22 protein-coding genes are annotated in these 24,920 nt (G+C 73.1%); 10 read left to right on the plus strand and 12 right to left on the minus strand.

Annotated elements, in window-relative coordinates; all coding sequences use genetic code 11:
- Window positions 1–5 precede the first annotated feature (5 nt).
- A complete protein-coding gene (locus tag ABZT74_RS14970) occupies window positions 6–584 on the minus strand; it encodes a TetR/AcrR family transcriptional regulator (protein WP_356435158.1) in 579 nt (192 codons plus the stop codon).
- 245 nt (window positions 585–829) lie between these two features.
- Between ABZT74_RS14970 and ABZT74_RS14975 the strand changes: the two genes are divergently transcribed.
- From ABZT74_RS14975 to ABZT74_RS14985, 3 genes are read left to right on the plus strand one after another with little or no spacing between them, the layout of a single operon-like run.
- Window positions 830–1,135 (plus strand): SHOCT domain-containing protein, encoded by a 306-nt coding sequence (locus ABZT74_RS14975; protein WP_356435161.1) that lies wholly within the window; start codon window positions 830–832, stop codon window positions 1,133–1,135.
- Window positions 1,132–1,890, plus strand: a complete 759-nt coding sequence (locus ABZT74_RS14980; RefSeq protein ID WP_356435164.1) for an ABC transporter ATP-binding protein — start codon at window positions 1,132–1,134, stop codon at window positions 1,888–1,890. The genes ABZT74_RS14975 and ABZT74_RS14980 overlap by 4 nt, the downstream gene beginning before the upstream one ends.
- Window positions 1,887–4,448 carry an FtsX-like permease family protein gene (locus tag ABZT74_RS14985; RefSeq protein ID WP_356435167.1) on the plus strand — a complete coding sequence of 854 codons (2,562 nt, stop codon included), beginning with the start codon at window positions 1,887–1,889 and terminating at the stop codon, window positions 4,446–4,448. The genes ABZT74_RS14980 and ABZT74_RS14985 overlap by 4 nt, the downstream gene beginning before the upstream one ends.
- 62 nt (window positions 4,449–4,510) lie before the next feature.
- On the opposite strand, the gene ABZT74_RS14990 is transcribed toward ABZT74_RS14985, so the two are convergent.
- Both ABZT74_RS14990 and ABZT74_RS14995 read right to left on the minus strand, forming a co-directional pair.
- Window positions 4,511–5,026, minus strand: a complete 516-nt coding sequence (locus ABZT74_RS14990; protein WP_356174879.1) for an ATP-binding protein — start codon at window positions 5,024–5,026, stop codon at window positions 4,511–4,513.
- 207 nt (window positions 5,027–5,233) lie between these two features.
- Complete coding sequence (locus ABZT74_RS14995) at window positions 5,234–5,557, minus strand: hypothetical protein (RefSeq protein ID WP_355872916.1); 324 nt, start codon at window positions 5,555–5,557, stop codon at window positions 5,234–5,236.
- Between the two features lie 316 nt (window positions 5,558–5,873).
- Between ABZT74_RS14995 and ABZT74_RS15000 the strand changes: the two genes are divergently transcribed.
- The gene (locus ABZT74_RS15000; RefSeq protein WP_355872913.1) at window positions 5,874–6,998 is read left to right on the plus strand and encodes a PLP-dependent cysteine synthase family protein; all 1,125 of its coding nucleotides are present in this window, start codon (window positions 5,874–5,876) and stop codon (window positions 6,996–6,998) included.
- Window positions 6,999–7,016: 18 nt separating this feature from the next.
- On the opposite strand, the gene ABZT74_RS15005 is transcribed toward ABZT74_RS15000, so the two are convergent.
- Together ABZT74_RS15005 and ABZT74_RS15010 are read right to left on the minus strand one after the other, a co-directional pair.
- Window positions 7,017–7,496: an SRPBCC family protein gene (locus ABZT74_RS15005; protein WP_356435169.1), complete on the minus strand. Its 480-nt coding sequence runs from the start codon at window positions 7,494–7,496 to the stop codon at window positions 7,017–7,019.
- A 125-nt stretch (window positions 7,497–7,621) separates the two neighbouring features.
- Complete coding sequence (locus ABZT74_RS15010) at window positions 7,622–8,452, minus strand: DeoR/GlpR family DNA-binding transcription regulator (RefSeq protein ID WP_081222903.1); 831 nt, start codon at window positions 8,450–8,452, stop codon at window positions 7,622–7,624.
- A 405-nt stretch (window positions 8,453–8,857) separates the two neighbouring features.
- Here ABZT74_RS15010 and ABZT74_RS15015 point away from each other — a divergent pair, with 405 nt between their 5' ends.
- Window positions 8,858–11,134, plus strand: coding sequence for a hypothetical protein (locus tag ABZT74_RS15015; protein WP_356435325.1), 2,277 nt, complete (start codon window positions 8,858–8,860; stop codon window positions 11,132–11,134).
- Here the strand turns inward: ABZT74_RS15015 and ABZT74_RS15020 are convergent.
- The 4 genes from ABZT74_RS15020 to ABZT74_RS15035 form a co-directional block, all read right to left on the minus strand.
- Window positions 11,104–13,530 (minus strand): right-handed parallel beta-helix repeat-containing protein, encoded by a 2,427-nt coding sequence (locus ABZT74_RS15020; RefSeq protein WP_356435172.1) that lies wholly within the window; start codon window positions 13,528–13,530, stop codon window positions 11,104–11,106. The genes ABZT74_RS15015 and ABZT74_RS15020 overlap by 31 nt on opposite strands.
- 172 nt (window positions 13,531–13,702) lie before the next feature.
- Window positions 13,703–14,308, minus strand: a complete 606-nt coding sequence (locus ABZT74_RS15025) for a hypothetical protein (RefSeq protein ID WP_355872905.1) — start codon at window positions 14,306–14,308, stop codon at window positions 13,703–13,705.
- Between the two features lie 188 nt (window positions 14,309–14,496).
- Window positions 14,497–15,321, minus strand: coding sequence for an MOSC N-terminal beta barrel domain-containing protein (locus ABZT74_RS15030; protein WP_356435174.1), 825 nt, complete (start codon window positions 15,319–15,321; stop codon window positions 14,497–14,499).
- A gap of 45 nt (window positions 15,322–15,366) precedes the next feature.
- Window positions 15,367–15,801, minus strand: a complete 435-nt coding sequence (locus tag ABZT74_RS15035) for a DUF6643 family protein (protein ID WP_355872899.1) — start codon at window positions 15,799–15,801, stop codon at window positions 15,367–15,369.
- A gap of 300 nt (window positions 15,802–16,101) precedes the next feature.
- Here ABZT74_RS15035 and ABZT74_RS15040 point away from each other — a divergent pair, with 300 nt between their 5' ends.
- Window positions 16,102–17,415, plus strand: a complete 1,314-nt coding sequence (locus ABZT74_RS15040) for a TerD family protein (protein ID WP_356435328.1) — start codon at window positions 16,102–16,104, stop codon at window positions 17,413–17,415.
- A gap of 37 nt (window positions 17,416–17,452) precedes the next feature.
- Here ABZT74_RS15040 and ABZT74_RS15045 read toward each other — a convergent pair whose 3' ends face one another.
- The gene (locus tag ABZT74_RS15045) at window positions 17,453–18,619 is read right to left on the minus strand and encodes a glycosyltransferase (RefSeq protein WP_356435331.1); all 1,167 of its coding nucleotides are present in this window, start codon (window positions 18,617–18,619) and stop codon (window positions 17,453–17,455) included.
- A gap of 70 nt (window positions 18,620–18,689) precedes the next feature.
- On the opposite strand from ABZT74_RS15045, the gene ABZT74_RS15050 reads away from it, so the two are divergent.
- Window positions 18,690–19,475 carry an aspartate/glutamate racemase family protein gene (locus ABZT74_RS15050; RefSeq protein ID WP_356435176.1) on the plus strand — a complete coding sequence of 262 codons (786 nt, stop codon included), beginning with the start codon at window positions 18,690–18,692 and terminating at the stop codon, window positions 19,473–19,475.
- 211 nt (window positions 19,476–19,686) lie between these two features.
- Complete coding sequence (locus ABZT74_RS15055; protein WP_356174891.1) at window positions 19,687–20,232, plus strand: hypothetical protein; 546 nt, start codon at window positions 19,687–19,689, stop codon at window positions 20,230–20,232.
- A gap of 15 nt (window positions 20,233–20,247) precedes the next feature.
- Here ABZT74_RS15055 and ABZT74_RS15060 read toward each other — a convergent pair whose 3' ends face one another.
- A complete protein-coding gene (locus tag ABZT74_RS15060; protein WP_356435334.1) occupies window positions 20,248–21,243 on the minus strand; it encodes an O-antigen ligase family protein in 996 nt (331 codons plus the stop codon).
- Window positions 21,244–21,543: 300 nt separating this feature from the next.
- On the opposite strand from ABZT74_RS15060, the gene lnt reads away from it, so the two are divergent.
- Entirely contained in the window at window positions 21,544–23,160 is a 1,617-nt protein-coding gene (gene lnt / locus ABZT74_RS15065) for an apolipoprotein N-acyltransferase (RefSeq protein ID WP_356435179.1), read from the plus strand.
- A gap of 48 nt (window positions 23,161–23,208) precedes the next feature.
- The gene (locus ABZT74_RS15070; RefSeq protein ID WP_355872885.1) at window positions 23,209–23,682 is read left to right on the plus strand and encodes an NUDIX domain-containing protein; all 474 of its coding nucleotides are present in this window, start codon (window positions 23,209–23,211) and stop codon (window positions 23,680–23,682) included.
- A 107-nt stretch (window positions 23,683–23,789) separates the two neighbouring features.
- Here the strand turns inward: ABZT74_RS15070 and ABZT74_RS15075 are convergent, their stop codons facing one another.
- Complete coding sequence (locus tag ABZT74_RS15075) at window positions 23,790–24,902, minus strand: aminotransferase class V-fold PLP-dependent enzyme (RefSeq protein WP_356435182.1); 1,113 nt, start codon at window positions 24,900–24,902, stop codon at window positions 23,790–23,792.
- Window positions 24,903–24,920: the final 18 nt, after the last annotated feature.

Consider the following 24,920-nt stretch of genomic DNA (forward strand, 5'->3'; position numbering starts at 1 on the left):
TGTCCCTATCCGTGCGCGGTGTCGGGGGCGATCGGGGCCAGCAGGGCGAGCAGCCCCCGGACCCCGGCGTCGAAGGCGGCCGGGGAGCCCGAGGCGCGGGCCAGCACATAGCCGCCCTGAACGGTCGCGAGGATCGTCGCGGCGATGTCGGCCGCGTCGAGCGAGGGCGCGAACTGCCCCTGCTCCTTGCCCTCTTCGACGAGTGCCGCCAGCCGTCCGCGCAGCCAGTCGAGCGTCTCGTCGACCGGTGCGCGCAGCGCGGAGTCGGCGACCACGTCCGGATCCATCGTGAGCCGCCCCACGGGGCATCCGCGCAGGACGTCCCGTTCACGGCGCAGATAGGCCTCGATGCGCCCGTACGGGGAGCCGGGCGCGTCGAGTACGGCCTCGGCGGCGGCCCGCATGTCGGCCGCCGTGCGGCGGATCGCGGCGAGCGCCAGGTCGGGCTTGCCGCGGAAGTGGTGGTACATGCTGCCCTGCCCGGCCCCGGCGCGCTCCAGGATCGCCCGGGGACTGGTGCCCACGTAACCGCGCTCCCACAGCAGCTCCCGGGTGGATTCGATCAGCCGGTCCGCAGTGTCCATGCCCTCACTGTACATACCAGTAGGTACAGCGGCCAGTAGGTACAGCGGTCGAGGCGGACGGTGGATCGGCCGGTCCCCGGCGTGGCCGGCGTCGTGCGGAGCAGTCCCGGGCGCCGTGTGTACTCCCGCCGAGGTACGCGGACAGCCGCTGGCAGTACGACGACTCGGACCCCCTCGCGGAGCGAGTCTCGAGGCATCAGCAGATCCCGCGCGACAGCGCGGACCCACCGAGGAGATGACCCGAGATGCAGACCCTGGCGAACTGGGACGGCGGCCCCGGCCCGTGGATCCTGTTCTTCCCGCTGATCTGGGCGGCCGTGGTGATCGGCGTCGTGACCGTCCTGCGGCGTACCGCCTGGCGAGGCCGCCGCGGGCCGTGGCGGGCCGTGGGCGGCTTCGGCCCCGGTGACCCCCGCCCGACGGGCGACTCGCCGGTCGCCGTGCTCGGCCGGCGCTTCGCCTCCGGGGAGATCGACGAGGACGAGTACTGGCGCCGGCTGTCCGTCCTCGATGAGCAGTTCGGCGGCACGGGCAAGGGCGGTGCGGCATGACCGCCGGGACCCCCGCCCGCGACGCGGCCCGGGTCACCGAGGCCGTGAAGGTGTACGGCAGCGGTGACACGGCCGTCCGGGCCCTCGACGGGGTGAGTGTCGGCTTCCCGGCCGGCCGCTTCACCGCGATCATGGGCCCGTCCGGGTCCGGCAAGTCCACCCTCATGCACTGCGCCGCGGGCCTGGACACCCTCACCTCGGGAACCGCGCACATCGGCGACACCGAGATCGGCACCCTCGACGACCGCCGCCTGACCCTGTTGCGACGCGACCGCGTCGGCTTCGTCTTCCAGGCCTTCAACCTGATCCCCACCCTCACCGTCGCGGAGAACATCACCCTGCCCCTGGACCTGGCGGGCACCGGCGGCTCCCGTGAGTGGATCGACTCGCTCGTCGACGTCGTAGGTCTCCGCGACCGGCTGCACCACCACCCAAGCCAGCTCTCCGGCGGACAGCAGCAACGCGTCGCCGTAGCGCGGGCGTTCGCCGGCCGGCCCGATGTCGTCTTCGCCGACGAACCCACCGGCAACCTCGACTCCCGCTCCGGCGGAGAGGTCCTGAACCTCCTCGGCCGGACGGTGCGCCGGACCGGCCGCACGGTCGTCATGGTCACGCACGACCCGGTCGCCGCCGCACACGCCGACGAGGTCGTCTTCCTCGCCGACGGACGCCTGGTCGACCGGATGGAGAACCCGACGGCCGAACGCGTCCTCGACCGTATGAAGGCCTTCGACGGAACGGCGGCCCCGGTATGAACGCCGCACTGCGCCTCGGCGTCTCCTCGCTGCGCGCCCACCGGCGGCGCTTCGCCGGCACGTTCCTCGCGGTGTTCCTCGGCGTCGCGTTCCTGGCCGGCACGCTCGTCATGGGCGACACCCTGCGCGCCGGCTTCGACACCATGTTCGGCAACGCGACCAAGGGCACCGACGCCGTCGTCCGCAGTGCCGGGGCCGTCACCGCGCCGGGCGAGAGCCAGGGCGTGCGCAGCCCCGTCGGCACCGACCTGGTGCGGACGATCGAGGCCACTCCCGGGGTCGCCGCCGCGGTGCCCGACATCCAGGGCGCGGGCCAACTGGTCGGCGCCGACGGCAAGGCCATCGGCGGGCAGGGACCGCCCACCCTCGCGGGCAACTGGATCGACGACCCGGAACTCAACGCCTACCGCCTCGCCGAGGGCAGGGCGCCCGCGAGGACGGGCGAGGTCGTCGTCAACCGGGGCGCCGCGAAGAAGGGCGACCTGAGAATCGGTGACACGACGGTCCTGCGCACCCCCGATCCCGTCCGGGTGACGATCGTGGGCCTCGCGACCTTCGGCGGCGAGGACGGCATGGCCCAGGTGACGTTCACCGGCATGACGCAGACCGACGCCGAGCGGTATCTCACCCCGAAGCCCGGCGAGGCCGCGAGCATCCGCGTGCGGGCCGGCCCGGGAGTCGGCCAGGACGACCTCGTCGCCCGCCTGACTCCCGTGCTGCCCGCAGGAGTCGAGGCCATCACCGGACAGGAGTCCGCGCAGGAGAACACCGACATGATCTCCAGCCAGTTCCTGACGATCTTCACCACGCTGCTGCTCGTCTTCTCCGGGATCGCGCTGCTCGTGGCGACCTTCTCCATCCACAACACCTTCGCCATCGTCGTCGCCCAACGCGCCCGTGAGAACGCGCTGTTGCGTGCCCTCGGTGCCTCACGCCGACAGGTCACCGCGTCGACCCTGGCCGAGGCGACCGTCGTCGCCGTGACGGCCTCCGCCGTCGGCCTCGCCGGTAGCGTCGGGATCGCGGCCGGGCTCCAGGCGCTGTTCCCGGCCATCGGATTCCCCTTCCCCGACGGCGACTTGGTGATCAGCGGCCTGTCCATGCTGCTGCCGCTCGCCGTCGGCGTCGTGGTCTGCCTCACCTCCGCGCTGCTGCCCGCCGCGCGGGCCGGACGCACCGCCCCGCTCGCCGCCCTGCGGGAGACCGCCGTCGACGAGTCCGGCGCCTCCCGAGGACGCGCGGTCACCGGCGGGGGACTGGCCGCACTCGCCGTGGCCGTCACCCTGACCGGCGTCCTGCTGACACCCTCGCTCTGGCTCGCCGGCCTCGGCGCGGTGCTCGCCCTCGCCGCCTTCGTGGTCCTCGGACCCGTCGCGTCCTCCACCGCCGTACGCGTCCTCGGCGCACCCGTCGCCAGGCTGCGCGGGGTCACCGGCGGACTCGCCCGGCGCAACGCGCTGCGCAGTCCGCGGCGCACGGCGGCCACGGCCGGCGCCCTGATGATCGGCGTCGCCGTGGTCTCGCTGTTCACCGTGTTCGGCGCCTCGCTCAAGGCCACCATGGACCAGACGGTCTCCCGCTCCTTCGCGGGCGACATCGCGGTCAGCGCACCCTCGTTCGGTGCGGGCGGCAGCGGGCTGAGCCCCCGGCTGGCCCCAGCCGTCGCGCGGCTGCCGGTGGTCGGGAACGCCGTCGGGCTCGGCAAGGGCGTCGCCGAAGTCAACGGCAGCGGGAAGGCGTTGACGGTCACCGATCCGGTCGCCCTCGGCAAGGTCTTCGATCTCGGCGAGGTGCGGGGCTCGTTGAGCGGCCTCGGCGCCGACGGCATCGCCATCACCCGCAAGGAGGCCGACCGGCAGCACCTGGTGACCGGCGACACGGCCCGTCTCACCTTCGCCGACGGCCGGGAGCAGGACTTCACCGTCCGCGCCGTCTACGGACAGTCGGAGCTCGCGGGCGAGTACGTCATCACCCGCGCGGCCTGGGCCCCGCACCGCACCCAGGACTCCGACACGCTCGTGGCCGTCTCCCTGAAGGACGGAGTGAGCACGGCCCGGGGCAAGGCGGCCGTGCGACAGGTCGCCGAGCGCTACGGCAACCCCGAGGTGCAGACCCGCGACGAGTACGCGCGGTCCTCCGCGGGCGGCATCGACATGATGCTCACCCTGGTCTACGCCCTGCTCGCCCTCGCGGTCCTCATCGCGCTCCTGGGCATCGCCAACACGCTGACGCTCGCGATGCACGAACGCACCCGGGAGATCGGGCTCCTGCGGGCCGTCGGGCAGACCCGGGGGCAGTTGCGCGCCATGGTCCGCTGGGAGTCGGTCCTCGTCGCCGCGTTCGGCACGGCGGGCGGTCTCGCCCTCGGTGCCTTCCTCGGCTGGGTCCTGGTCGAGGCCTCCGACGGGGTGTCCGACACCGCGTTCGCCTTCGCGGTACCACCGCTCCGGCTCGTGGTGGTGGCCCTGGTGGGCCTCGCCGCCGGGGCTCTCGCGGGCCTGCGCCCGGCTCGGCGGGCGGCGCGACTGGACGTACTGCGCGCCATCGCCACCGAGTGAGCCGTCCGGACCCGTACGACGTCCCTGACGGAGCGGCGTACGCGACGGTGGTCACCGCCCGGTCAGCCGGCAACGGCCGACCGGGCGGGAGCGTGTTCCGGCCTGAGCACGTCGACGGTCTGCCGCAGCGGGGCCTCGCGGGAGATCTCGTACGGCGTGCGGAGCGTGGACGCCACCACGGGCGCCTTCGCCGGAAGCGTGAACCAGACGACCTTGCCCGACTCGCCGTCGGGCCGCGCGCCCCAGTTCTCGCTCACCGCGGCGACCATGGCGAGGCCGCGTCCGCACGTGGCGCCGGTGTCCGCCTCCCGCACCTCGGGAAGCCGGGGATCGTGGTCGCGCACCGAGACCGTGAGGGTGTCGAGCAGCAGCTCGATCTTCACGGTGCACTGTTTGTCGGGCTGCGCGTGCAGGTGCACGTTGGTGAGCAGCTCGGTGACTCCGAGCGCGGCCCGGTCTATCAAGGGATCCAGATGCCAGTAACGCAACTGTGCAGAGACGATTCTGCGGACCTGGCCGATCCGCGACGGCAGGGCTTGGAGCTCCACCGCGCAATGCCTGCTTGGCTGGCTGATCACGGCTGCGACTCCCCGAATTGAGGTCCGGAAGAAGACGGAGATCGGATCCAGCAGGGTGGCTGAGTGGAACGACCGCCTGCTGTGGTGACCGGCGGGCTGGTTCGCAGCGTTATCGCCGGTTGACCCAGAGTAGTGAAGTGACATCAGAGTGACCCAGGGGGCGCCGTCCTGCAACTCGCGGTGCCTTCCGAGCCGTCGTGGGCCGCCTCAGCGGCCGCCTCCCGCCGCCCTGCGGACCGCGTCGATGAAGCGGCGCGCCGACGGCGGTCCCGGCTTTCCGGGGGCGGGATCGTGCTCGCCGAGAGTGAGCGAATAGCGGGTGCCGTTGACGTCCGCCGACGCCCGGTCCTCGTGCGCGAACCAGGGTTTCGACGCGCGCACCGCCTGCACCGGGGCACTGTCGATCTCACTGCCGTAGCTGGTGAGCAACTGCAGCCTGCCGTCGCTGATCCGGACCTGTCCGGCCCGGGTGAGCGAGCGCAGCCGCTTCCCGATCCGCACGCCCGTGGCCGTGAACTCCGGCTCCGCCATGCTGCTCCGCCCCCTTGTGCGCCGCGGCTGTGTTCTGTCGTGATGCCCGGTGTCCGTCCCGGTGGGGGCGATCGCCCCGTGGGGCAGTCTGCCCGCAGGTGGCGCCCAGCACCAGTGCGCATGGCGAGGCGGTCGGGGCGCCGGGCGCAAAGGCCGGTATGCGCCCCCCTCGCAAGCGCCCGCACGCCGTACCCAGGGGTGCCTTTGGGGCGCCCAAAGGTGTGTTTATGCAGGTGAGAAGCGTGCGGAAGGTGTTTATGATCGAAGGGTCCGACCAGCTCAAGCGGCGTCGGCACCAGGCGTTAGGAGCCCTGCCGTGAGCACTCCCCAGCAGATCCGGACCGGCGAGACCCTCGATGTCGACCGTACCGACGAGGGGTACCGGAGCTGGCTCAAAGAGGCCGTCCGCAAGGTCCAGGCCGACGCCAACCGCTCGGCGGACACCCACCTGCTCCGCTTCCCGCTGCCCGAGGCGTGGGGCATCGACCTGTACCTGAAGGACGAGTCGACCCACCCCACCGGCAGCCTCAAGCACCGCCTCGCCCGCTCCCTGTTCCTGTACGGCCTGTGCAACGGATGGATCCGTCCGGACCGCCCGGTGATCGAGGCGTCCAGCGGTTCCACCGCCGTCTCCGAGGCCTACTTCGCGGGGCTCATCGGCGTTCCGTTCATCGCCGTCATGCCCCGCACCACGAGCCCCGAGAAATGCCGGCTCATCGAGTTCCACGGCGGCCGGTGCCACTTCGTGGACGACTCGCGCAGGATGTACGAGGAGGCCGCCGCCCTCGCGGTCGAGACCGGCGGCCACTACATGGACCAGTTCACCTACGCGGAACGCGCCACGGACTGGCGCGGCAACAACAACATCGCCGAATCCATCTTCCGCCAGCTGGAGTTGGAGCGGTTCCCCGAACCCGCGTGGATCGTCGCCACGGCCGGCACCGGCGGTACCTCGGCCACCCTCGCGCGCTACGTGCACTACATGCAGGCGGACACCCGCATCTGTGTCGCCGACCCGGAGAACTCCTGCTTCTTCGAGGGCTGGACCACCGGCGACCCGGACGTCACCTGTGACTGCGGCTCGCGCATCGAGGGCATCGGCCGGCCGCGTATGGAACCGAGCTTCGTTCCCGGGGCCGTCGACCGCATGATGAAGGTCCCCGACGCCGCCAGCGTGGCCGCCGTGCGCGCGCTGGAACAGGCCATCGGCCGCAAGGCGGGAGGTTCGACCGGAACCGGCCTGTGGAGCGCCCTGAAGATCGTCGCCGAGATGGTGGCCGCGGGGCGCACGGGAAGCGTGGTGACCCTGCTCTGCGACCCGGGCGACCGCTATCTCGACAAGTACTACTCGGATACGTGGCTGGAGGAGCAGGGCCTGGACATCGCGCCGTACACCGAGGCGATCACCAGCCTGCTGCGCACGGGCGTCTGGCCCAACTGACCTGCTTGGAGCCGGAGTTCAGGCGTGTGCGGACGCCAGGCGCCGGTCCAGTGCCGTCACCGCGCCCCGGAAGGCGCGGCCCAGACCGGCCCGCCCCAGGGTGAGGCCAGCGCGGAACAGCGCCGTCCCGTCGGCGGCGAAGGTCCACTGCACACGCGTGCCCCGGGCCGTGGGGGTCAGCCGCCACTCTTCGACGAGCGCCCGTATCCCCGGCGCGTTCGTGGCGTCCACCCGGTACGCGTAGGTCCGGGGCGCCTCGGCGGCCAGAACCGTCTCCTCGAACCGTGTGCCACCCCGCAGCCGGACCTCGCGTCCCGCACCGTCGGCGGCGGCCCTGGCCAGCGTCACCGCGGGGAACCAGTCGCTCCAGCCGGACACGTCCTCGGCGAGCGCCCGGAAGACCGCCTCGGGACCGGCGCCCACCTCCCGGGCGAACACCAGACGCACCGGAGCGGTCTCGACGAAGTCGGTTCCTACCGGACGCAGACGGCGTGCCATGAGCGAACCCCCCAGCGGGAACGAGTCCCGGTCGGCAGCGATCGATGACCTCGGTGCCCCAGGCCGCGGTCGGCTCCCGTGGAGCGACCGGCGGCGCGGGCAGCGACACCCTAGCTGGCGGTCCGTCAGATGTCTGTATCGTCCTCGGGCTCACCGGCCACGACCAGCCGCCGCAGATGTTCCGCTATCTCCGAGCGGGCGCCGGCCGGAAGGCCCCCGTCGGTCACCAGCGTGTCGACCTGCTCCAGCGCGGCGAACGAACTCAGGCCCACCGTGCCCCACTTGGTGTGGTCGGCGACCACGACGACCCGCCGCGCGGACTGCACCAGCCGCCGGTTGGTCTCCGCCTCCGCGAGGTTCGGCGTCGACAGCCCCGCCTCCAGCGATATGCCGTGCACGCCGAGGAAGAGGACGTCGAAGTGCAGGGTCGCGATGGCCTGATCGGCCACCGGCCCGACGAGCGAGTCGGACGGCGTGCGGACACCGCCCGTGAGGACCACGGTGGCGCCGCCCTGGCGCTGGCCCGAGGTGCGCTGGGCGGAGTGGAACACGTCCGCCACCCGCACCGAGTTGGTCACCACCGTCAGGTCCGGGACGTCCAGGAGCCGATGCGCCAGCGCGTACGTCGTCGTGCCACCGGAGAGCGCGATCGCCGACCCCGGCGCGACCAACTCGGCCGCCGCCCGCGCGATGTCCTCCTTGGCCGTCAGCTCCAGACCCGACTTGGCCTCGAAGCCCGGCTCGTGCGTACTCGCCTCGGCCACCGGGACCGCACCGCCGTGCACCTTCTCGACGGCACCCTGACGGGCCAGCGCGTCGAGGTCGCGGCGGACCGTCATGTCGGACACACCGAGCTTGCGCGTCAGTTCGTTCACACGGACGCCGCCGCGGCGGCGCACCTCGTCGAGGATCAGGGCGCGACGCTGCTCCGCGAGGAGGTTCTGATTCTCACTCACGACCCGCTCCGGTCCTTTCGCCGCTGCCTGCCCGACACTCCGTCCGAACCCACTCCCACGTGGACATTCTCCTTGTCCGAGGTCTGGAGGAGGTCCCATCCTCGCACGGGACACCGTCGGTCGCGCCACTGCCCGCACGCCCGTTCCGACCCTCCAGAGGCGTCACTTTCACACGTATCGGGGAGATTCCGCGCGTTCGGCTGTGCCTGGCGCCGCCCAGCCGCGATCCTTGTGCCTGGACATGACAGATGTGGCACGCGTTGCCCGGGGGAGTGCGGAACAGTGGAACACGCACCGGAACAGACCACCGGCGGGGAGCACGGACGAGCGTTACCCCGGCCCGAGGCGGACGACATCGCCCTGGAACTCCTCGTCCACGGCGTGGGTGGCGCCACACCCGAGGACATGCTGGACGACCCGCGGACCGTCCGCGTCACCGGCGACGCGACCGCGGCGGTCTTCCGCCGCGCGGACGACGCCGACGCCGAGGAACACCCGGAGACCCACCGCGGCGGCCCGGTGCGCGAGGCCTACGTGTGGTGCAACCTCACCTCCGGAAACGGCGCCCGCGCCCTGTGGCTCCTGCTGCTGCCGTTCATGGTCGTCAACCTCGCGCACTGGATGCGCCCGGCCTCCCACCACCGCCCGCGCACGGTGCGCCTGTACGGCCTGCTCGTCCGGCTCGCCGGGCTCACCCTCACCGTCCTGCTGGTCGCCGCAGCCTGCGAGGTGGCACTCGATCTGGCCGCCTGGCAGTGCGCCGGCACCCGCGCGTGCGTCCGCAACCACTCCTGGCTCGGATTCCTCTCACCGGACCGCCCCGACGCCGGCTGGTGGAGCCAGCCGGGCCGCCGCCTCGCCCTGGCCGCCCTGGTCCCCGCCGCGCTCACCGCGCTCCTCTGGTACCTCTCCCACCGCACCTGGAGCGCGTACGAGTCCCAGCAGCCGATGTCCCGCCAGGCCGAACCCGACGAGGAGACCGACGGCACCGGACTCGGCCGCCCCGGCTTCTGGTACGGGCGCCGCCTGGTGGCCCGGCTGCGCGCCGCACACACCGCCGCCGGCTTCCTCACCGTCGCCGCCGCCGTGACCGCCTCGGCGTCCCGCCACGACCGCGGACCGGGCGGACCCGGCGCACTGGACGCTCTGGGCACCCTCCTGAACGCAACCCTCGTCCTGGGAGCCCTCGTTGTGCTCTGGGTGGTCTGCCGCCGGGGCCGCAGCGAGAACCGGATCGACCGGGGGCGCGACCGGACGCCGGTCCGCCTGCTGCCCCAGGGCGCCGTCGTGCTCCTCGTCCTCGCCCTGGTGTACGCCGGCTGGTCACGCCCCGAGTGGCACGCGACCGGACGCCTCCCCGGCGACGCCACGTTCGGCGGCCTCGCCCTCGTCCAGGGCCTGCTCGTCATCGGGCTCGGAGTCGTCGCCCACATCCTGTACCGCACGAACCCCGCGACCTGGGGCACCCCGGGCGGTGCGGACGCCCCCGTCGACACCCGCACCGCGATGCGCGGCTTCGCCGGACCCGCCGTCGCCATGCTCGCCTGCGCGCTGGGCGGCGTGATGTCCGGAGGCGTCTCCCAGCGGGTCGCCGACTGGCTCGACGGAACCCGCCACTCGATCCCCGGCCCGCCCGTCCTGCTCACCTGGCAGGCCTCCGCGATCCCGCCGCTCCTCCTCGTCCTGTCCGCCGTCGTCGCCCGCCTCGGCCGGCGTACCTGGCTGCTGCGGCGCCGTGAGATGAGCGCCGTCGAACGCGACTACCCGGGCGAGCCCAAGGACACCACCCGCACCCGCCGCATCGCGAGCACGCGCGCGATGGCCGGCCTCACCGACCGGGCGCCGTTCATCGTCGGCGTCCTCTCGTTCGCGACGCTCCTGCTCGGAGCGGGCGCAGTGGCCGGGGCGTTCGCCACCGGTGACGCCCCGAGCGAGGCCGCGCGAGGGACGTACGGCGTCGTCCGCGGCGCGGCCGAGACCGCCCAGGCGCTCGGCTCCTGGCTCATCGGACTCGGCTTCATACTCTTCGTGACCTGGGGCCGCCGCGCCTACAAGGACCCCGCGGCCCGCCGCACCATCGGCATCCTCTGGGACGTCGGCACGTTCTGGCCGCGCGCAGCCCATCCCTTCGCGCCGCCCTGCTACGCCGAGCGCGCCGTGCCCGACCTGACCTGGCGCATGGCCACCTGGACCCGCGCCACCGGCGGACGGCTCGTGCTCTCCGGGCACTCCCAGGGCAGCGTGCTGGCCGCCGCCGCGGCCTGGCAACTGCGGCCCGCGACCCGCCGGCGGATCGCGCTGCTCACCTACGGCTCCCCGCTGGAGCGCCTGTACGGGCGCTGGTTCCCGGCCCACTTCGGACCCGCCGCACTCGCCTCACTGCACCGCGAGGTCGCCTGCTGGCGCAATCTGTACCGTCCGACCGACCCGATCGGCGGCCCCGTACGGCTGCCCGGCGACTGCGGCCCCGAGGTCGACCACGAGCCCCTGAAGGACCCGCTCGCCTACGGTCGCACCGCGCGGCAGCCGCTCCCCGCACCCATCCTCGGCCACTCCGACTACCAGGCGGACCCCGCCTTCGCCGCCGAGCGTGAACTGCTGCTGGCCCGGCTGCGGACCGAGGTGCCCGGCCAGCGCCCGCACGGGGTCGCTCAGGACAGCTCCGGCAGGTCCTCGGAGTAGAGCAGTGTCAGATCGTCCGTGCTCGGCTCGTCCAGCTGGGCGACCCGGCCCGCGTGCCGCTCCACCATCGCCTCGAACGTCTGCCGTGCGGTGCGGCCGTTGCCGAACGCGGCGCCCTTCGGGATCGCCGTGAAGTACTTCAGGAGTGCTTCGGCCGCGCCCGGGCCGAGCCGGTACTCGTGCTCCTCGGCCTGCTGCTCCACGATGTGCAGCAGCTCGTCGGGGAGATAGTCGTTGAAGGTGATGGTCCGTGAGAAACGGGACGCCACACCGGGGTTGACCGAGAGGAACCGCTCCATCTCGGCGGTGTACCCCGCGACGATCACCACCACCGCCTCCCGGTGGTCCTCCATCAGCTTCACCAGCGTGTCGATGGCCTCACGCCCGAAGTCGCGGCCCGAGTCCTCCGGCGACAGCGCGTACGCCTCGTCGATGAACAGCACGCCGCCGCGCGCCCGGTCGAACGCCTCCTGGGTGCGGATCGCGGTCGACCCGATGTGCTCACCGACCAGGTCCACCCGGGACACCTCGACGAGATGGCCCTTCTCCAGCACACCCAGCGAGGCGAGGATCTCGCCGTACAGCCGGGCCACGGTCGTCTTGCCGGTGCCGGGGGAGCCGGTGAAGACGAGATGCCGGCGGGCGGACGCCGCCTTCAGCCCCGCCTGCTGCCGGCGCCGGCCCACCTCGATCATGTCGGTGAGCGCCCGCACCTCACGCTTGACGTTCTCCAGGCCCACCAGCGCGTCCAGTTCACCGAGGACGGCCTTCGAGGCACGCGCCTGCGGGGTGACCTCCGGCTCGGTGGCGAGCGGCTCCCGCTCGGTGGTGCGCTGGCCGGGGATCGCCCCGATCAGACTCGTCGACGGGGCCGACGTCTCGACGGCCGTCTCGTGCGCCGGGGCACGCAGCCCGGTGCTCTCGTCGCTGGCGCAGTCCTCGACGACCGGGCCCGCGCCGGGCGCGCCGCCTTCGGCGAACTCGTACCCTCCGCGCGCGCACCGCTCCGTGCGGCACTTGCGCAGGGTCGCGCGGCAGCCGTCGATCACATGGAAGCCGTAGCCCCCGCTGTCCACCACACGGCAGTTCAGGAAACTGCCCCGGCCGTCGGCCGACACGTAGAAGCCGGCCTCGGCGGGCGAGGTGACCGTGCAGCGCTCGATCGTCGGATCGGCGCCCTTGGTGACGATCACGCCCGTCTGGGTGCCGTCCACCGTGCAGCCGGAGAGCGTGCCACCGCTGCCGTGGTCACGGAACCAGGCACCGGTCGCGGCGTCCCGGATGCGGCAGTCGTCGAGCTGCGCCGTGGCGCCGTCGCTCACCGACACCGCCGTGTTGCGCACCTGCGAGATGTCGCTGTCGACGACGTCCGCGCGCGATCCCCGGTCGAGGACGAACAGCGCGTCCGGCACGTCGTGCACCCGGCACGAGTCGAGCACCGCCGTCGCGCCGTCACTGACCCACACCGCGGGGTAGTCCCCGGTGCTGTCGAAGATCTCGCACTGGTTGGCGTCGACGCGGGTGCCCGGGTCCCAGACCGACAGGCCGTTGCGCCCGAACTGCCGCACGGTGGTGCGCGTCAGGGTCAGCACGGAGCGGGACCGCAGGTCGACCGCGTTCTCCGGGATGTCGTGGATACGGCAGTCGGCGAGTGTGAGGACCGCGTCCGTGTCCAGGGTGACGCCGTCCGCGGTGGTCCGGTGCACGTCGCAGTCCGTGAGGTGGGATGTGGCCCGCGCGGTGACCTGCACCCCGGACCCCTTGACCTCGTACACCTCGCAACCCACCGCCTCCAGCGACGAGTTCTCGCCCGTCACCGACAGGCCGGCACCGGAGGTGTGGTGCACCCGGCAGCGCTCGAAGCGCGGATGCGCGCCCCCGCGGACCAGGACGCCCGACTGGCCGGCCGCGACGACCTCGCACTCCTCGAACACCCCGCCGCCGCCGTCCAGTACGGCGATGCCTACGCCTCCGGGGTTGTCGACCGTGCAACGGCGCACGGTGGGCCGGGCGCCGCCGCGCACCTCGATCCCGGCCGCGGAGCGCGTGACGATCCGCACGTCCAGCAGCTCGGGTGTGCCTTCCTCGACGAGCAGCGCGGGCGCCGCGGAGTCCTGGCCCTCCACGTGCAGGTCCTGGACCACGGCGGAGGCGCGGACGGTCAGCGGCACGCCGTCGACCGGCGCGATGCGCACGGAACCGGGCGAGCCCTCGGGGCCGCGCAGCGTCACCGCCCGCTCCACCACCAGGTTCTCGCGGTAGGTGCCGGGAGCGACGGTGAGGACGTCACCGTCGGCCGCTGCCTCCAGGGCGGCGGCCAGCGATGCGTACTCACCCGTGCGGCGCCGCCACCGCGAGGTTCCGGTGTGCGTCACCTGGACCGTGCCCTGTGCCATGGCGCTGTCGTGCCCCCACCTCGTCGTACGCGGGTTCTGCGAGGCCGTGCTGATACCCCGTCGGCGGGGATTCAGGCCCCTGTCCGACAGCCTCTCATGACGGTGCGGGTCAGCGCGGCCGGTCCACCGTAGCGTGCGCGGACAGGGCCGGTTGACCGCCGACGGCGGGCCGTCAGCTGCCGGTGCCCGCCTTGCCCCAGTCGGGACCGGCCTTGTCCCAGGCTCGGTCCCAGCGTGCGTACCGGCGGCGGACCATGTGCCAGACGATCAGCCGTCTGCCGCACTCCACACAGCCGGCCGTCAGGACGGCCGCGCCGAAACCGGCCAGAACGGCGTGGGTCGTCGCGGTGGCACCGTCGAGCGGGCGGCCCACCAGGCGGCCGTGCCGGTCGGTCCAGAGCGCGAAGTGGGCGCCGGGACGCGGGGACTTGAGGAGGGTGATCACGACGCCGCGCTGCCGGGTTCCGTCCGGCGCCGTCCAGGCGGCCATGACCCGGCTACGGACGTCCCGCGCGGTGGACGTCTCGGGATCGGGCTGCAGCGGGCCGCGAGTGAGCTTCCTGACGACGGTGGCCGCCACCACGTGGCGGTCGGCGCGCTGGTGCCGGACGGCCCGTTGCAGCGCGTGCTCCGCCGAGGCGCCGACGGCGGCTCCCACGAAGGGCGCTCCGACGAGGACGATCAGAAGGGTGGCCAGGGCGAGCCAGGCCTCGACGAGATCCGATGTGCGGCGCAGCGGATTGTGCCGCCAGCGCCAGATTCCGATGATCGAACGCACCGTCCCGCACCCCCCTTCCGCGTCCGTGATAACCCCCCGCGGAGCCGTTCACGCCGAGGGCCGGGGAAGAGAGAGCGAAATCACCTCTCCCGCACGGCCTCCGCGAACGTCCCGCACGCCTTCAACGATCCTGCCCGCGGCCGGGGTTCCCCGTGCGGCCGGTCTCCGGCGGGGCGGGCCCGTGCGGGCTATCCGAGGATCGTGACCGGGTCGCCGACGCGCAGCGTCCCACCGGACTCGGGCACCAGATTCTGCCCGAAGACCAGCTTGCCTGCGAAGCGGCGGTGGCGCGCGAGCGTGCGCAGGGGCTCCTTGCCGCGCCGGGCGGTGTCCTGGTCGGTCGTGGTGACGACGCATCTCCCGCACATCTTCGTGACGCGGAAGGTGACGTCCCCGATGGCGATCCGGGACCAGTCGTCCTCGGCCCAGGCGTCGGTGCCGGAGACGACGGCGTTCGGCCGGAAGCGGGTCATGGGGAGGGGCCCCTCGTCCGGGTGGTCGCCCCGCGCGATCAACGCGTTGAGGGCGTCGAGCGAGCCCAGGGTGGTGACGAGGAGCGGATAGCCGTCGGCGAAGCTGACCGTCTCGCCGGGCAGCGCGAACCGCGGGTCCACGGGGCGGCGGACGGCGGGGTCGTCCATGTGGGCCAGACGCACGTCGGCACCGAGATGGTCACTGCACCACGCGTGGGCGGCGGCATCGGCGAGCACCGCCTCCACCTTGTCGCCGAAGATCTCGACGGTCGTCGTGCCGGCGGGCTCGGGCACGGGAACGGTCACCGGGCCGCTGCCCTCGGCGGACAGGCGAAGGCCGCCGTCCGAGATGATCTCGGCGGCGGCCAGCGCCATCCGCGGCTGCTCGCGCTGCGTGACGACCTTTCCCCCGTCGTCGATCAGGACCCAGCGTCGGTCTCCGGCCAGCCCCCAGGGCTCCACCACGGCCTCCCGGGGCGACTGGGCCCGGAACGCCTTGACCGGATGGACGTGAATCGAGTGCAGTACCGCGTTCCCCATGACCGCCATGGTGCCAGGGGGCACCGACAATCCGGTGCCAAGGGGTCAGTACCCGCGGTACTGCTGACTGTTGTAGGGGTCCTGGTACGGAGCCGGCGCGGGGCGGGGAGCGGCAGGCCGCATCGCCTCGTAGCCGGTGTTGCCCGACATCGGGCGGGGCTGCTGCGGCTGCTGGCCGGGGTAGCCCCGCTGGGCGCCCGCCTGCTGCGGGATGTACGGAGCGGGCGCCTGGTGCAGCGGAGCGGGCTGCTGGGCCTGCTGGTAGCCGTACGAGGAGGCCTGGTGGTGCGAGGGGCCGGCCGGCAGTGCGGGGAGAGCGGACGGCAGTGCGGGGAGGTGGCTGCCCGAGTCGTACGCGGAGGGAACGCGAATCGGGGCGATCTGAGGGGTACCCCGCTCGGCGACGAGGGAGTCGTAGATCGGGGTGTCCTGGAAGGCGGAGTAGTAACCGCCGCCATAGGTGGAGCGGGGGGAGGTCATGGCACATAAGTTAAGCCCACGATGTGCTGGTTGGGGAGACCGATAAGAGGGTTGTTTTCCGTGTCCGCGGTGACGCGGGATCCCCAATGCGAGCGAACTCGGCAAAAAAGGACGCCAAAGCGGGTTCAGATCGTGTAAAGGGCGAGTTCCTCGCGGGTTACCGGCGGTTGGCCGGGGATCTTCCGGTCCGAGTCGGGGGAGTTCGGCGGGCCGGGGGATTAGGTTGGGCGGGAACGGAGCCGGCGGGCCGCGCGGGGCTCGTACCGGGCGCGGAGACACGCGATGGGGGCGCACATGACCATGTCCAAGGGATCGAATGTTCCTGTCCCGACGAGCACGCTGCGGGTCGAGCTGGGCTGGCGTCCGGGCCCCGGGGTGCCCGACGCGGACGCCTCCGCACTGCTGCTGGTGAACGGCAAGGTGCGCTCGGACGGCGACTTCGTCTTCTACAACCAGCCGGCGCACACCTCGGGCGCGGTGCGTCACGAGGGAAAGCGGACCGCGGCCGGCCAGGTCACCGACTCCCTGATCGTCGACCTGCCGAGCATGGAGCCCGTGATCGAGAAGGTGGTCCTGGCCGCCTCCGCGGACGGTGGTTCCTTCGGACGCGTCCCCGGGCTGTACGTGCGGGTGCTCGACGCGCGCGACGGCACCGAGATCGCCCGTTTCGACAGCGCCGACGCGACCGTGGAGACCGCCTTCGTACTCGGTGAGTTCTACCGGCGCCAGGGGACCTGGAAGTTCCGTGCCGTCGGACAGGGCTACGGCAGCGGCCTCGAAGGACTGGCCACCGACTACGGCATCAGCGTGGACGAGCCGCAGCACGCGGCGCCCGCGCCGGCCCCGCCCTCGCCCGCCACGCGCGTGCAGGGACCGCCGCCTCCCGTGGCCCCGCCGGCCGCCCCGCCCGTGACCATGCCCCCGCCGCAGGCTCCCCCCGCGAATCCGTGGCAGCCCGCGGCCCCTCCGGCGCCGGTCCGCCTGTCCAAGGTGACGCTCACCAAGGAGGCGCCCTCCGTCTCGCTCAGCAAGCAGGGCGGCACCTCCGGCGCCCTGCGTGTGAACCTCAACTGGCAGGTGCGCAAGCAGTTCTCGGGGTGGGGCAGCAAGCGCGGCCGGGCCGTCGCCATGCACGCCGACCTCGACCTCGACCTGTGCGCCCTGTACGAACTGAGCGACGGACGCAAGGGGGTCGTCCAGGCCCTGGGCAACGCCTTCGGCGCACTGCACCAGCCGCCGTACATCCACCTCGACGGCGACGACCGCACCGGAGCCGTGGACACCGGCGAGAACCTCACCATCAACCTCGACCACAAGCAGGACTTCCGCCGCATCCTCATCTTCGTGACCATCTACGAGGGCGCCCGTTCCTTCGCCGACCTGCACGCCACGGTGACCCTCCAGCCGCTGCACGGCGCCCCGATCGATTTCTCGCTCGACGAGTGCACGGTCCCCTCCACCGTCTGCGCGCTCGCCCTCATCTCCGGCAACGGCACCGACCTGGTCGTCCAGCGCGAGGCCCGGTACCTGGTCCCCGAGCGAGGTGTCAGCCCCCAGCGCACCATCGACCACATCTACGGCTGGGGCATGAACTGGACGCCCGGCAGGAAGTGAGCGCCCACGGCGCCGACCGGACGTCCCGCAGCTCTCGTCAGCTCTCGTCGAGGGCGGTGTCGGGCCGCGCGTAGGTGCGGCCCTTCCAGGCGGCCCCGCGTCCCCTGTAGTGCTGCACCGCGGAGTCGACCGTCATCAGGAGATAGAGGAACGCCGTCACGGGCAGCAGCGGAGCGAGCCACCGGGGCTGCCCGTAGTAGCGGAGCATCGGCAGGTACGTCGCCGCCATCAGCACCCAGGCGAGCCCGCCGGCCGCCGCCGCCGCCCAGGCGGCTCCCGTGGCGAGTCCCGCCAGCAGCGCGACCGGCGGCACGAGATACACCAGGGCGAGCCCGGCGACCGTCCCCGCGAGCAGCGGCGGGCTGTGCCGCAGCTGCGCGTACGCACTGCGCGAGACCATGCGCCACAGATCGCGCAGCCGCGGATAGGGACGCACGCTGTCCACCCGGTCGGCGAGCCCGAGCCAGATCCGGCCGCCGCCCCGCTTGACCGCCTTGGCGAGTGCCACGTCGTCGATGACGGCGTGCCGGATCGCGTCCGGGATCCGTGCCCGCTCGGCGGCGTCCGCGCGCAGCAGCACACAGCCGCCCGCGGCGGCCGCCGTCCGCGAGCCGTCCACCGCGATCCGGCGGAACGGATAGAGCTGCGCGAAGAAGTAGACGAAGGCCGGCACCACGAGACGTTCCCACACGCTCTCCACGCGCAGCCGCGCCATGAGGGAGACCAGGTCGAGACCGCCCGTACGGGCCGCCGCGACCAACTCCCGCAGGCTCCCCGGCTCGTGCGCGATGTCCGCGTCCGTCAGCAGCAGGTACTCGGGCCCCCGCGCGCGGGCCAGACCGATGCCGTGGCGCACGGCCCACAGCTTGCCCGTCCAGCCCGCCGGGGGTTCGCCCGGCGAGCCGACGGTGAGCGGCAGGCCGCCGTGCCGCCGGGCCAGTTCACGGGCCAGCTCACCGGTGCCGTCCGAGCTGCCGTCGTCGACGAGGAACACCTCGGCCCGGCCCGGGTAGTCCTGGGCGAGCAGCGACGGCAGGCTCTCGGGCAGCACGGAGGCCTCGTCCCGGGCCGGCACCACGACACAGACGAAGGGCCACTCGGCCGGCTCCTCGCGCGCGGGAAGCCGGACGTCGGTACGCCAGAAGAAGCCCTGGCAGAGGAGCAGCCACAGCCACGCGGCCAGCGATCCGAAGGCGATCCACACGAGGGCGCTCACCCGCCGCAGTCTGCCCCACCACGGAAGGCGTCCGAGGCGGATCGTCTATGGTGACCGGGTGAAGATCGCGCTCATGGACTCCGGAATCGGACTGCTCGCTGCCGCCGCGGCGGTGCGTCGACTACGGCCCGACGCCGATCTCGTCCTCTCCTCGGACCCCGGCAGCATGCCGTGGGGACCGCGCACCCCGGAGGACGTCACCGCCCGCGCCCTGGCCGTCGCGGAGGCCGCCGCGCTGCACCGGCCCGACGCCCTGATCGTCGCCTGCAACACCGCCTCCGTACGGGCCCTGCCCGCGCTGCGCGCCCGGCTGGAGCCGGACGTGCCCGTCATCGGCACCGTCCCGGCGATCAAGCCCGCCGCCGCGGGCGGCGGACCCGTCGCGATCTGGGCCACGCCGGCCACCACCGGCAGCCCCTACCAGCGCGGACTCATCGAGGAGTTCGCCGGGGACGTCGAGGTCACCGAGGTCGCCTGCCCCGGACTCGCGGACGCGGTGGAGCACGCCGACCAGGCTGCCGTCGACGCCGCCGTCACCGCGGCGGCGGCACGCACCCCCGAGGACGTGCGAGCCGTCGTCCTCGGCTGCACGCACTACGAGCTGGTCGCCGAACGCATCCGCGCGGCCCTGCAGCGTCCCGGCCTTCCGCCCCTCGTCCTGCACGGTTCGGCCGGCGCGGTCGCCGCACAGGCGCTGCGCCGGATCGGCGCGCGGCCCGATCCCGCCGCGCCCGCTCGCTCCACGGTCACGGTGCTGCTCACCGGACAGGAGGGCGCGCTGCCCGCGACCGCCCTCACCTACGAGGAAGGCCGCATCCTCGCGGCGGTCAGCCCCGCACACTGAGTGACGGGCGCCGCGCGGGCTCCTCGCGTACAGCTATGCGAAGCCTCTGATCCCCATACGCCCCGGACACCGGTGGTTCAGGGGTGGACACCCTCGGTACGGGCACGGGCCGTCACCATGACGAAGGCGTCGCCGGGAGGATCGCCCACCCGGGGGAGTGACGCTCCGCGACCCGGTGCCCCCTCAGCGGAACCTGAGTAGTCTCATACGTATGAGGGACCACCCCCACGGCAAGACCATCCCGCTGCCGGAGCTCTGGACCGGCCGCGCGAGGAACCGCGTCCAGTTGCTGCCCGCCCTCGGCGGTGTGGCCTGTCTGGCTCTGGGGATCGAGCTGGCGGTCGACTCCGGCTGGACCTCGGGCACAGCGCCCCTGATCATGTCCGTGGTCGGCTGTATCGCCGCCGGACTGCTCATCCTCTTCGGCACGCTCGCGTTCGTGCATGTCGCCGTGAAGGTGGACAAGGACTGCCTGGAAGTGCGGTGCGGCCACATAGGGCTCCCGAGACGCCGCATCCCCCTGTCGACCGTCGTCGGCGCCGACTTCGCGCCGCAGGTCACCCCGCGCCAGTGGGGCGGCTGGGGCTACCGATGGCGGCCCGAACAGGGCACCGCCGTCATCGTCCGACGCGGCGAGGGCGTCGTGCTGCGGCTGGGCGACGGCCACACGTTCACCATCACCGTGGACAACGCCGAGGCGGCGGTACGGATCATCCGTGACCACCTGAGGCCCGGCGGGTCCGGGACGGTGCGCTGACGCACCACCGGGTCCTCAGAGCCGTGGCTCACCCGACGGACGCGGGATCGCGCCGACGGAATCGTCCCGTTCCCCCGCGCCGAGAGGGCGGGCCGTCGCGAGGCCGGCGAGCAGTCCGGCCCCGGCGGTGACCGTCATGAAACTGAGCGCGTTGCCGATCGACGCGATCACGGCCAGAGCCGTGAGAGCCGCGCCCGCCGTCAGTGCGATCGGCGTGGAGCGCGGGCTGCGCAGGAGCGCGTAGAGCATCCAGCAGAACGCCGCCGCGAGCAGGGCGACGCCGATCAGCCCCTGCTCCGCCGCCTGCTGGAGGGGCGCGGAGTGCGCCTTGCCGTCCGGCAGCAGCGACTGGGCGACCGTGGGACTGAGGTCGCCGTACCGCCCGGGCCCGACGCCCAGGGCGGGATCGCCCCGGACCATCCGCAGCGCGTCGTGCCAGAGCAGCATCCGGTGCCCGGTGAGCCCGCCCCGCAGGGAGGCCGTCAGACCGTCGGGCAGCGCGTTCTCGCAGATCGCCCAGACCGCCGCGGTCACCACCGCCGCGGCGGCCGCGAACCCCGTGAGGCCGACGGCGCGGCGGCGCACCCGTGCGGCGGCGAGCGAGCACAGCAGGACGCCGGCGCACGTGATGAGACCGGTGATCGACCCGAGGAGCGCCGCCGTCACCGCGATCACCGCAGCCAGCAGGCGCAGTGCGAGCCGCAGTGCGGGCGGGCGGGCCGCCCAGGCGGCGCAGCACGCGGCGCCGGAGGAGAGGGTCAGCAGGGCGGCGGTGGCTCCGCTGTGGCCGAGTTGCAGGCTGATCTGCGGGCCGGGTGTGGCGATGGCGAGGCCGAGACCGGTCAGTGCTCCGGCGCAGGGTGCGGCGACCGGCAGGAGTACGCCGAGGATCCGTCCCGAGGCGTAGCCGGCGGTCACGGCGAGCACCGCGAGCAGCACCCCCTCGGGGCGGCCGTCGTGCGCGGCCGCCGTGATGAGCGACCAGGCGGCACAGGCCGCGAGCACCCCCATGCCCGCCGCGTCGGAAGCGCTGCGTCTCTCGCCCGTGGCCGAGGCGTCCGTCGCGGACGCCGTCCCCGTGGAACCCACCCCGTCGCCCCCCGACGTCGCCGTACCTCGGGCGCCGTCCGCAACGGGCCGCACGTCAGAGGCTCGGGCACACCGTAACGGGTGATGTGCCGCTTTGGGGAGAAGTTGTGCAGGAACGTTGCTGCGCGCGACGGCGCGACCGCCTTCGGAGCACTGTCCCACCCTGCGGGGGCTGTCGGACCGAGCTGTCGGCCCCCAGGTCAGCCGCCGTACACTCCCGGAGTGACCGCCACCGCAACCACCGTAGACGAGCCGGAACAGCTCGAACCCCAGGCCGCGCCCGCCTCGCGCGGGGCCGCTCTGGTCCGCCGTCTCGTCCCGGCCGCCGCCGCGGCACTCTCCGGAGTACTGCTGTACGTCAGCTTCCCGCCACGGACGCTCTGGTGGCTGGCGCTGCCCGCCTTCGCGGTCTTCGCCTGGACCCTGCGCGGTCGCTCCTGGAAGGCCGCTCTCGGCCTCGGCTACCTGTTCGGCCTCGGATTCCTGCTGCCCCTGCTCGTGTGGACGGGCGTCGAGGTCGGCCCCGGCCCGTGGATCGCGCTCGTCGTGGTGGAAGCGGTCTACATCGCGCTCGTCGGCGCCGGCATCACCCTGGTCTCCCGGCTGCCCGGGTGGCCGCTGTGGGCCGCGGCCATCTGGATCGCCGGCGAGGCGGCACGCGCGCGTGCGCCCTTCGGCGGGTTCCCCTGGGGGAAGATCGCGTTCGGCCAGGCCGACGGCGTCTTCCTGCCGCTCGCCGCGCTCGGCGGCACCCCGGTGGTCGGCTTCGCCGTCGTGCTCTGCGGATTCGGGCTCTACGAGATCGTCCGGCTGGCCGTCGAGGCCCGCGGCACCCGTGTCCTGCGCCGGGGCGCGGCGGCCGCGGCACTGCTCGCCATCGCCGTCCCGGTCGTCGGAGCGCTCGCCGCACGCACCCTGGTCAGCGACAAGGCCGAGGACGGCACGGCGACCGTCGCGCTGATCCAGGGCAACGTCCCGCGCGCGGGACTGGACTTCAACTCCCAGCGGCGGGCCGTCCTCGACTACCACGTACGGGAGACCGAACGGCTGGCGGCCGAGGTCAAGGCCGGCAAGGTCGCCCGGCCCGAACTGGTCCTGTGGCCCGAGAACTCCTCCGACATCGACCCGTTCGCCAACGCCGACGCCCGCGCCGTCATCGACGAGGCGGCGCGGGCGATCGGCGCCCCCATCTCGGTCGGCGGGGTCGTAGAACGCGACGGCAGGCTCTACAACGAGCAGATCCTCTGGGACCCGGCCAAGGGCCCGGTGGACACGTACGACAAGCGGCAGATCCAGCCGTTCGGCGAGTACCTGCCGATGCGCTCGCTGCTCGGCGCCATCAACAAGGACTGGACGACCATGGTCCGCCAGGACTTCAGCCGGGGCACCGAGGCGGGCGTCTTCACCATGAACGGCACCCGGGTCGGCCTGGTCACCTGCTACGAGGCGGCCTTCGACTGGGCCGTGCGCAGCACCGTGACCGACGGTGCCCAGATCATCTCGGTGCCCAGCAACAACGCCACCTTCGACCGCAGCGAGATGACCTACCAGCAGCTCGCCATGTCCCGTATCCGCGCCGTCGAGCACAGCCGTACCGTCACGGTGCCCGTGACGAGCGGTGTCAGCGCCGTGATCATGCCGGACGGACGGATCACCCAGAAGACCGGCATGTTCGTCGCCGACTCCCTGGTCCAGAAGGTGCCGCTGCGCTCCTCCCAGACCCCGGCCACGAAGCTCGGAATCATCCCGGAGATGTTCCTGGTGCTGGTCGCCGCCGGCGGTCTCGGCTGGGGCGCCGCGACGGCCGTGCGGGCCCGGCGGAACACCGCGCGGCGCTGAACCGGGTCGGCTCCGGGGGAGCCCGGACGCGCGGTTAGGGTCGGGACCATGGCTACTCCCGACTTCATCCTCGCGATCCGGGCCTCCGCCGGCCACCAGCTCCTCTGGCTCCCCGGAGTGAGCGCCGTCGTCTTCGACGACGAGGGCAGAGTGCTGCTCGGCCAGCGTTCCGACAATGGCAGGTGGGCGCTCATCTCCGGCATGCCGGAGCCCGGCGAGCAGCCCGCCGCCTGTGCCGTGCGCGAGGTGTACGAGGAGACCGCCGTGCGCATCGAGGTCGAGCGGGTGGTCGTGGTCCAGGCCGGCGAGCAGGTGACCTTCGACAACGGCGACGTCTGCCAGTTCATGGACACCACGTTCCGCTGCCGCGCCGTCGGCGGCGAGGCCCGCGTCAACGACGACGAGTCGCTCCAGGTCGGCTGGTTCGCCGTCGACGCCCTGCCGGAGCTGAGCGAGCACGCCCTCTTCCGCATCAAGCAGGCGCTGGTCGACGAGCAGACCTGGTTCGAGCCCGCGACCTGATACCGGCCCGGCCCGCTCCGCCGCGCGGCCGGATCACCGGCGCGGCGGGCCCGGTGCGACGCCCCCCAGCGGGCCGTCTGCGAGCCGGTGTCGTCGGTCCGCCGCGTTCAGTCGCGGAGCGACGCCAGTGCGGCGGCCACCCGGGCGACGGCCTCCGGCGGCGTCGAGGCGTGCGGGGAGAACCTGAGGGAGTCGGCGCGGACCGTCGGCGTGACGCCCTCGGCGTGCAGGGCCTTCGCGACGACGGAGGGATCGTGGTCCGGCATCGTGAAGGCGAGGACGCCCGCACGCCGTGCCGGATCGGCGGGGGAGATGACATGACCGCCGTGGTCCTCGACGGCCTCGGCCAGCTCGGCGACCCGTAGCGTGATCGCGGCCTCGATCGCCGCGACCGTGTACCGCTCCACGAGGCCGAGACCGGTCGCGAACGCGGCGGCCGTCACCGGGCTGAGGTTGGTGATCGACCACCGACGCGCGTCCACGGCGGGTACGTGCTCCGTCCCGTCGAAGAGGCCGACGTCCTCGACGCCCGTCCAGCCGGTGAGGACCGGCTCCAGGGACTCCAGCGCGCGATCGGACAGCGCGGCGAAGCCGGTGGCCCATCCCGCGCGCAGCCACTTCTGGCCGCCCGCGACCACGACGTCGGCCGCGTCCCACGCCATCCGCGCCACCCCGAACGCCTGGATGGCGTCCACGACGAGCAGCCGGTCCGGCCCGATCGCCTCGCGCAGCGCCGCGAGATCGGCACGGAAGCCGGTACGGAAGTCGACGGCGCTGACCGACACGGCGACGACATCGTCGGTCAGCGCGGCGCGGACCAGGTCGGGGGTGACGCCGCCGCCGGGTGCGGGATCGAGCCAGCGGGGCGTGGCCCGGCCCAGGTCGGCGCTGCGGCGCCACGGATAGTGGTTGGCGGGGAAGTCGGTGCGTGGGGCGAGGACCACGCCCTCGCGGATCCCGAGCGCGGCGTGGAACAGCCCCGTGGACGCGTTGGGGAGGAGCACGGTGTGCCGGCTGTCGGTCCCGGCGAGCCGGGCGGCCGTCTCCCGTGCTACCTCCTCCGCGAGCATCAGGCCGTCCACGGTGGTGTGGTCGGCGCGGGCCGACTCCTCCATCGCCCGGGCGGTCGCGGCCAGGACGTCGCGCGAGGGCGGCCCGAACCGTGCGAAGTCGAGATACCCGGCAGGCGTGTCGAAGTGGTCCGCGTACGACGTGAGCACGGGGCTCGTCCTTCCGGG

Origin of the sequence: Streptomyces sp. NPDC005302, assembly GCF_040607345.1 — a bacterium.
Lineage (GTDB): Bacteria > Actinomycetota > Actinomycetes > Streptomycetales > Streptomycetaceae > Streptomyces.

Excerpts from the sequence above, each read along its gene's own strand:
- ABZT74_RS14970 (WP_356435158.1), bottom strand. The coding sequence starts at position 584 with ATGGACACTGCGGACCGGCTGATCGAATCCACCCGGGAGCTGCTGTGG.
- ABZT74_RS14975 (WP_356435161.1), top strand. The coding sequence starts at position 830 with ATGCAGACCCTGGCGAACTGGGACGGCGGCCCCGGCCCGTGGATCCTG.
- ABZT74_RS14980 (WP_356435164.1), top strand. The coding sequence starts at position 1,132 with ATGACCGCCGGGACCCCCGCCCGCGACGCGGCCCGGGTCACCGAGGCC.
- ABZT74_RS14985 (WP_356435167.1), top strand. The coding sequence starts at position 1,887 with ATGAACGCCGCACTGCGCCTCGGCGTCTCCTCGCTGCGCGCCCACCGG.
- ABZT74_RS14995 (WP_355872916.1), bottom strand. The coding sequence starts at position 5,557 with ATGGCGGAGCCGGAGTTCACGGCCACGGGCGTGCGGATCGGGAAGCGG.
- ABZT74_RS15005 (WP_356435169.1), bottom strand. The coding sequence starts at position 7,496 with ATGGCACGCCGTCTGCGTCCGGTAGGAACCGACTTCGTCGAGACCGCT.
- ABZT74_RS15015 (WP_356435325.1), top strand. The coding sequence starts at position 8,858 with ATGCTGGACGACCCGCGGACCGTCCGCGTCACCGGCGACGCGACCGCG.
- ABZT74_RS15020 (WP_356435172.1), bottom strand. The coding sequence starts at position 13,530 with ATGGCACAGGGCACGGTCCAGGTGACGCACACCGGAACCTCGCGGTGG.
- ABZT74_RS15030 (WP_356435174.1), bottom strand. The coding sequence starts at position 15,321 with ATGGGGAACGCGGTACTGCACTCGATTCACGTCCATCCGGTCAAGGCG.
- ABZT74_RS15035 (WP_355872899.1), bottom strand. The coding sequence starts at position 15,801 with ATGACCTCCCCCCGCTCCACCTATGGCGGCGGTTACTACTCCGCCTTC.
- ABZT74_RS15040 (WP_356435328.1), top strand. The coding sequence starts at position 16,102 with ATGTCCAAGGGATCGAATGTTCCTGTCCCGACGAGCACGCTGCGGGTC.
- ABZT74_RS15055 (WP_356174891.1), top strand. The coding sequence starts at position 19,687 with ATGAGGGACCACCCCCACGGCAAGACCATCCCGCTGCCGGAGCTCTGG.
- ABZT74_RS15060 (WP_356435334.1), bottom strand. The coding sequence starts at position 21,243 with ATGGGGGTGCTCGCGGCCTGTGCCGCCTGGTCGCTCATCACGGCGGCC.
- ABZT74_RS15070 (WP_355872885.1), top strand. The coding sequence starts at position 23,209 with ATGGCTACTCCCGACTTCATCCTCGCGATCCGGGCCTCCGCCGGCCAC.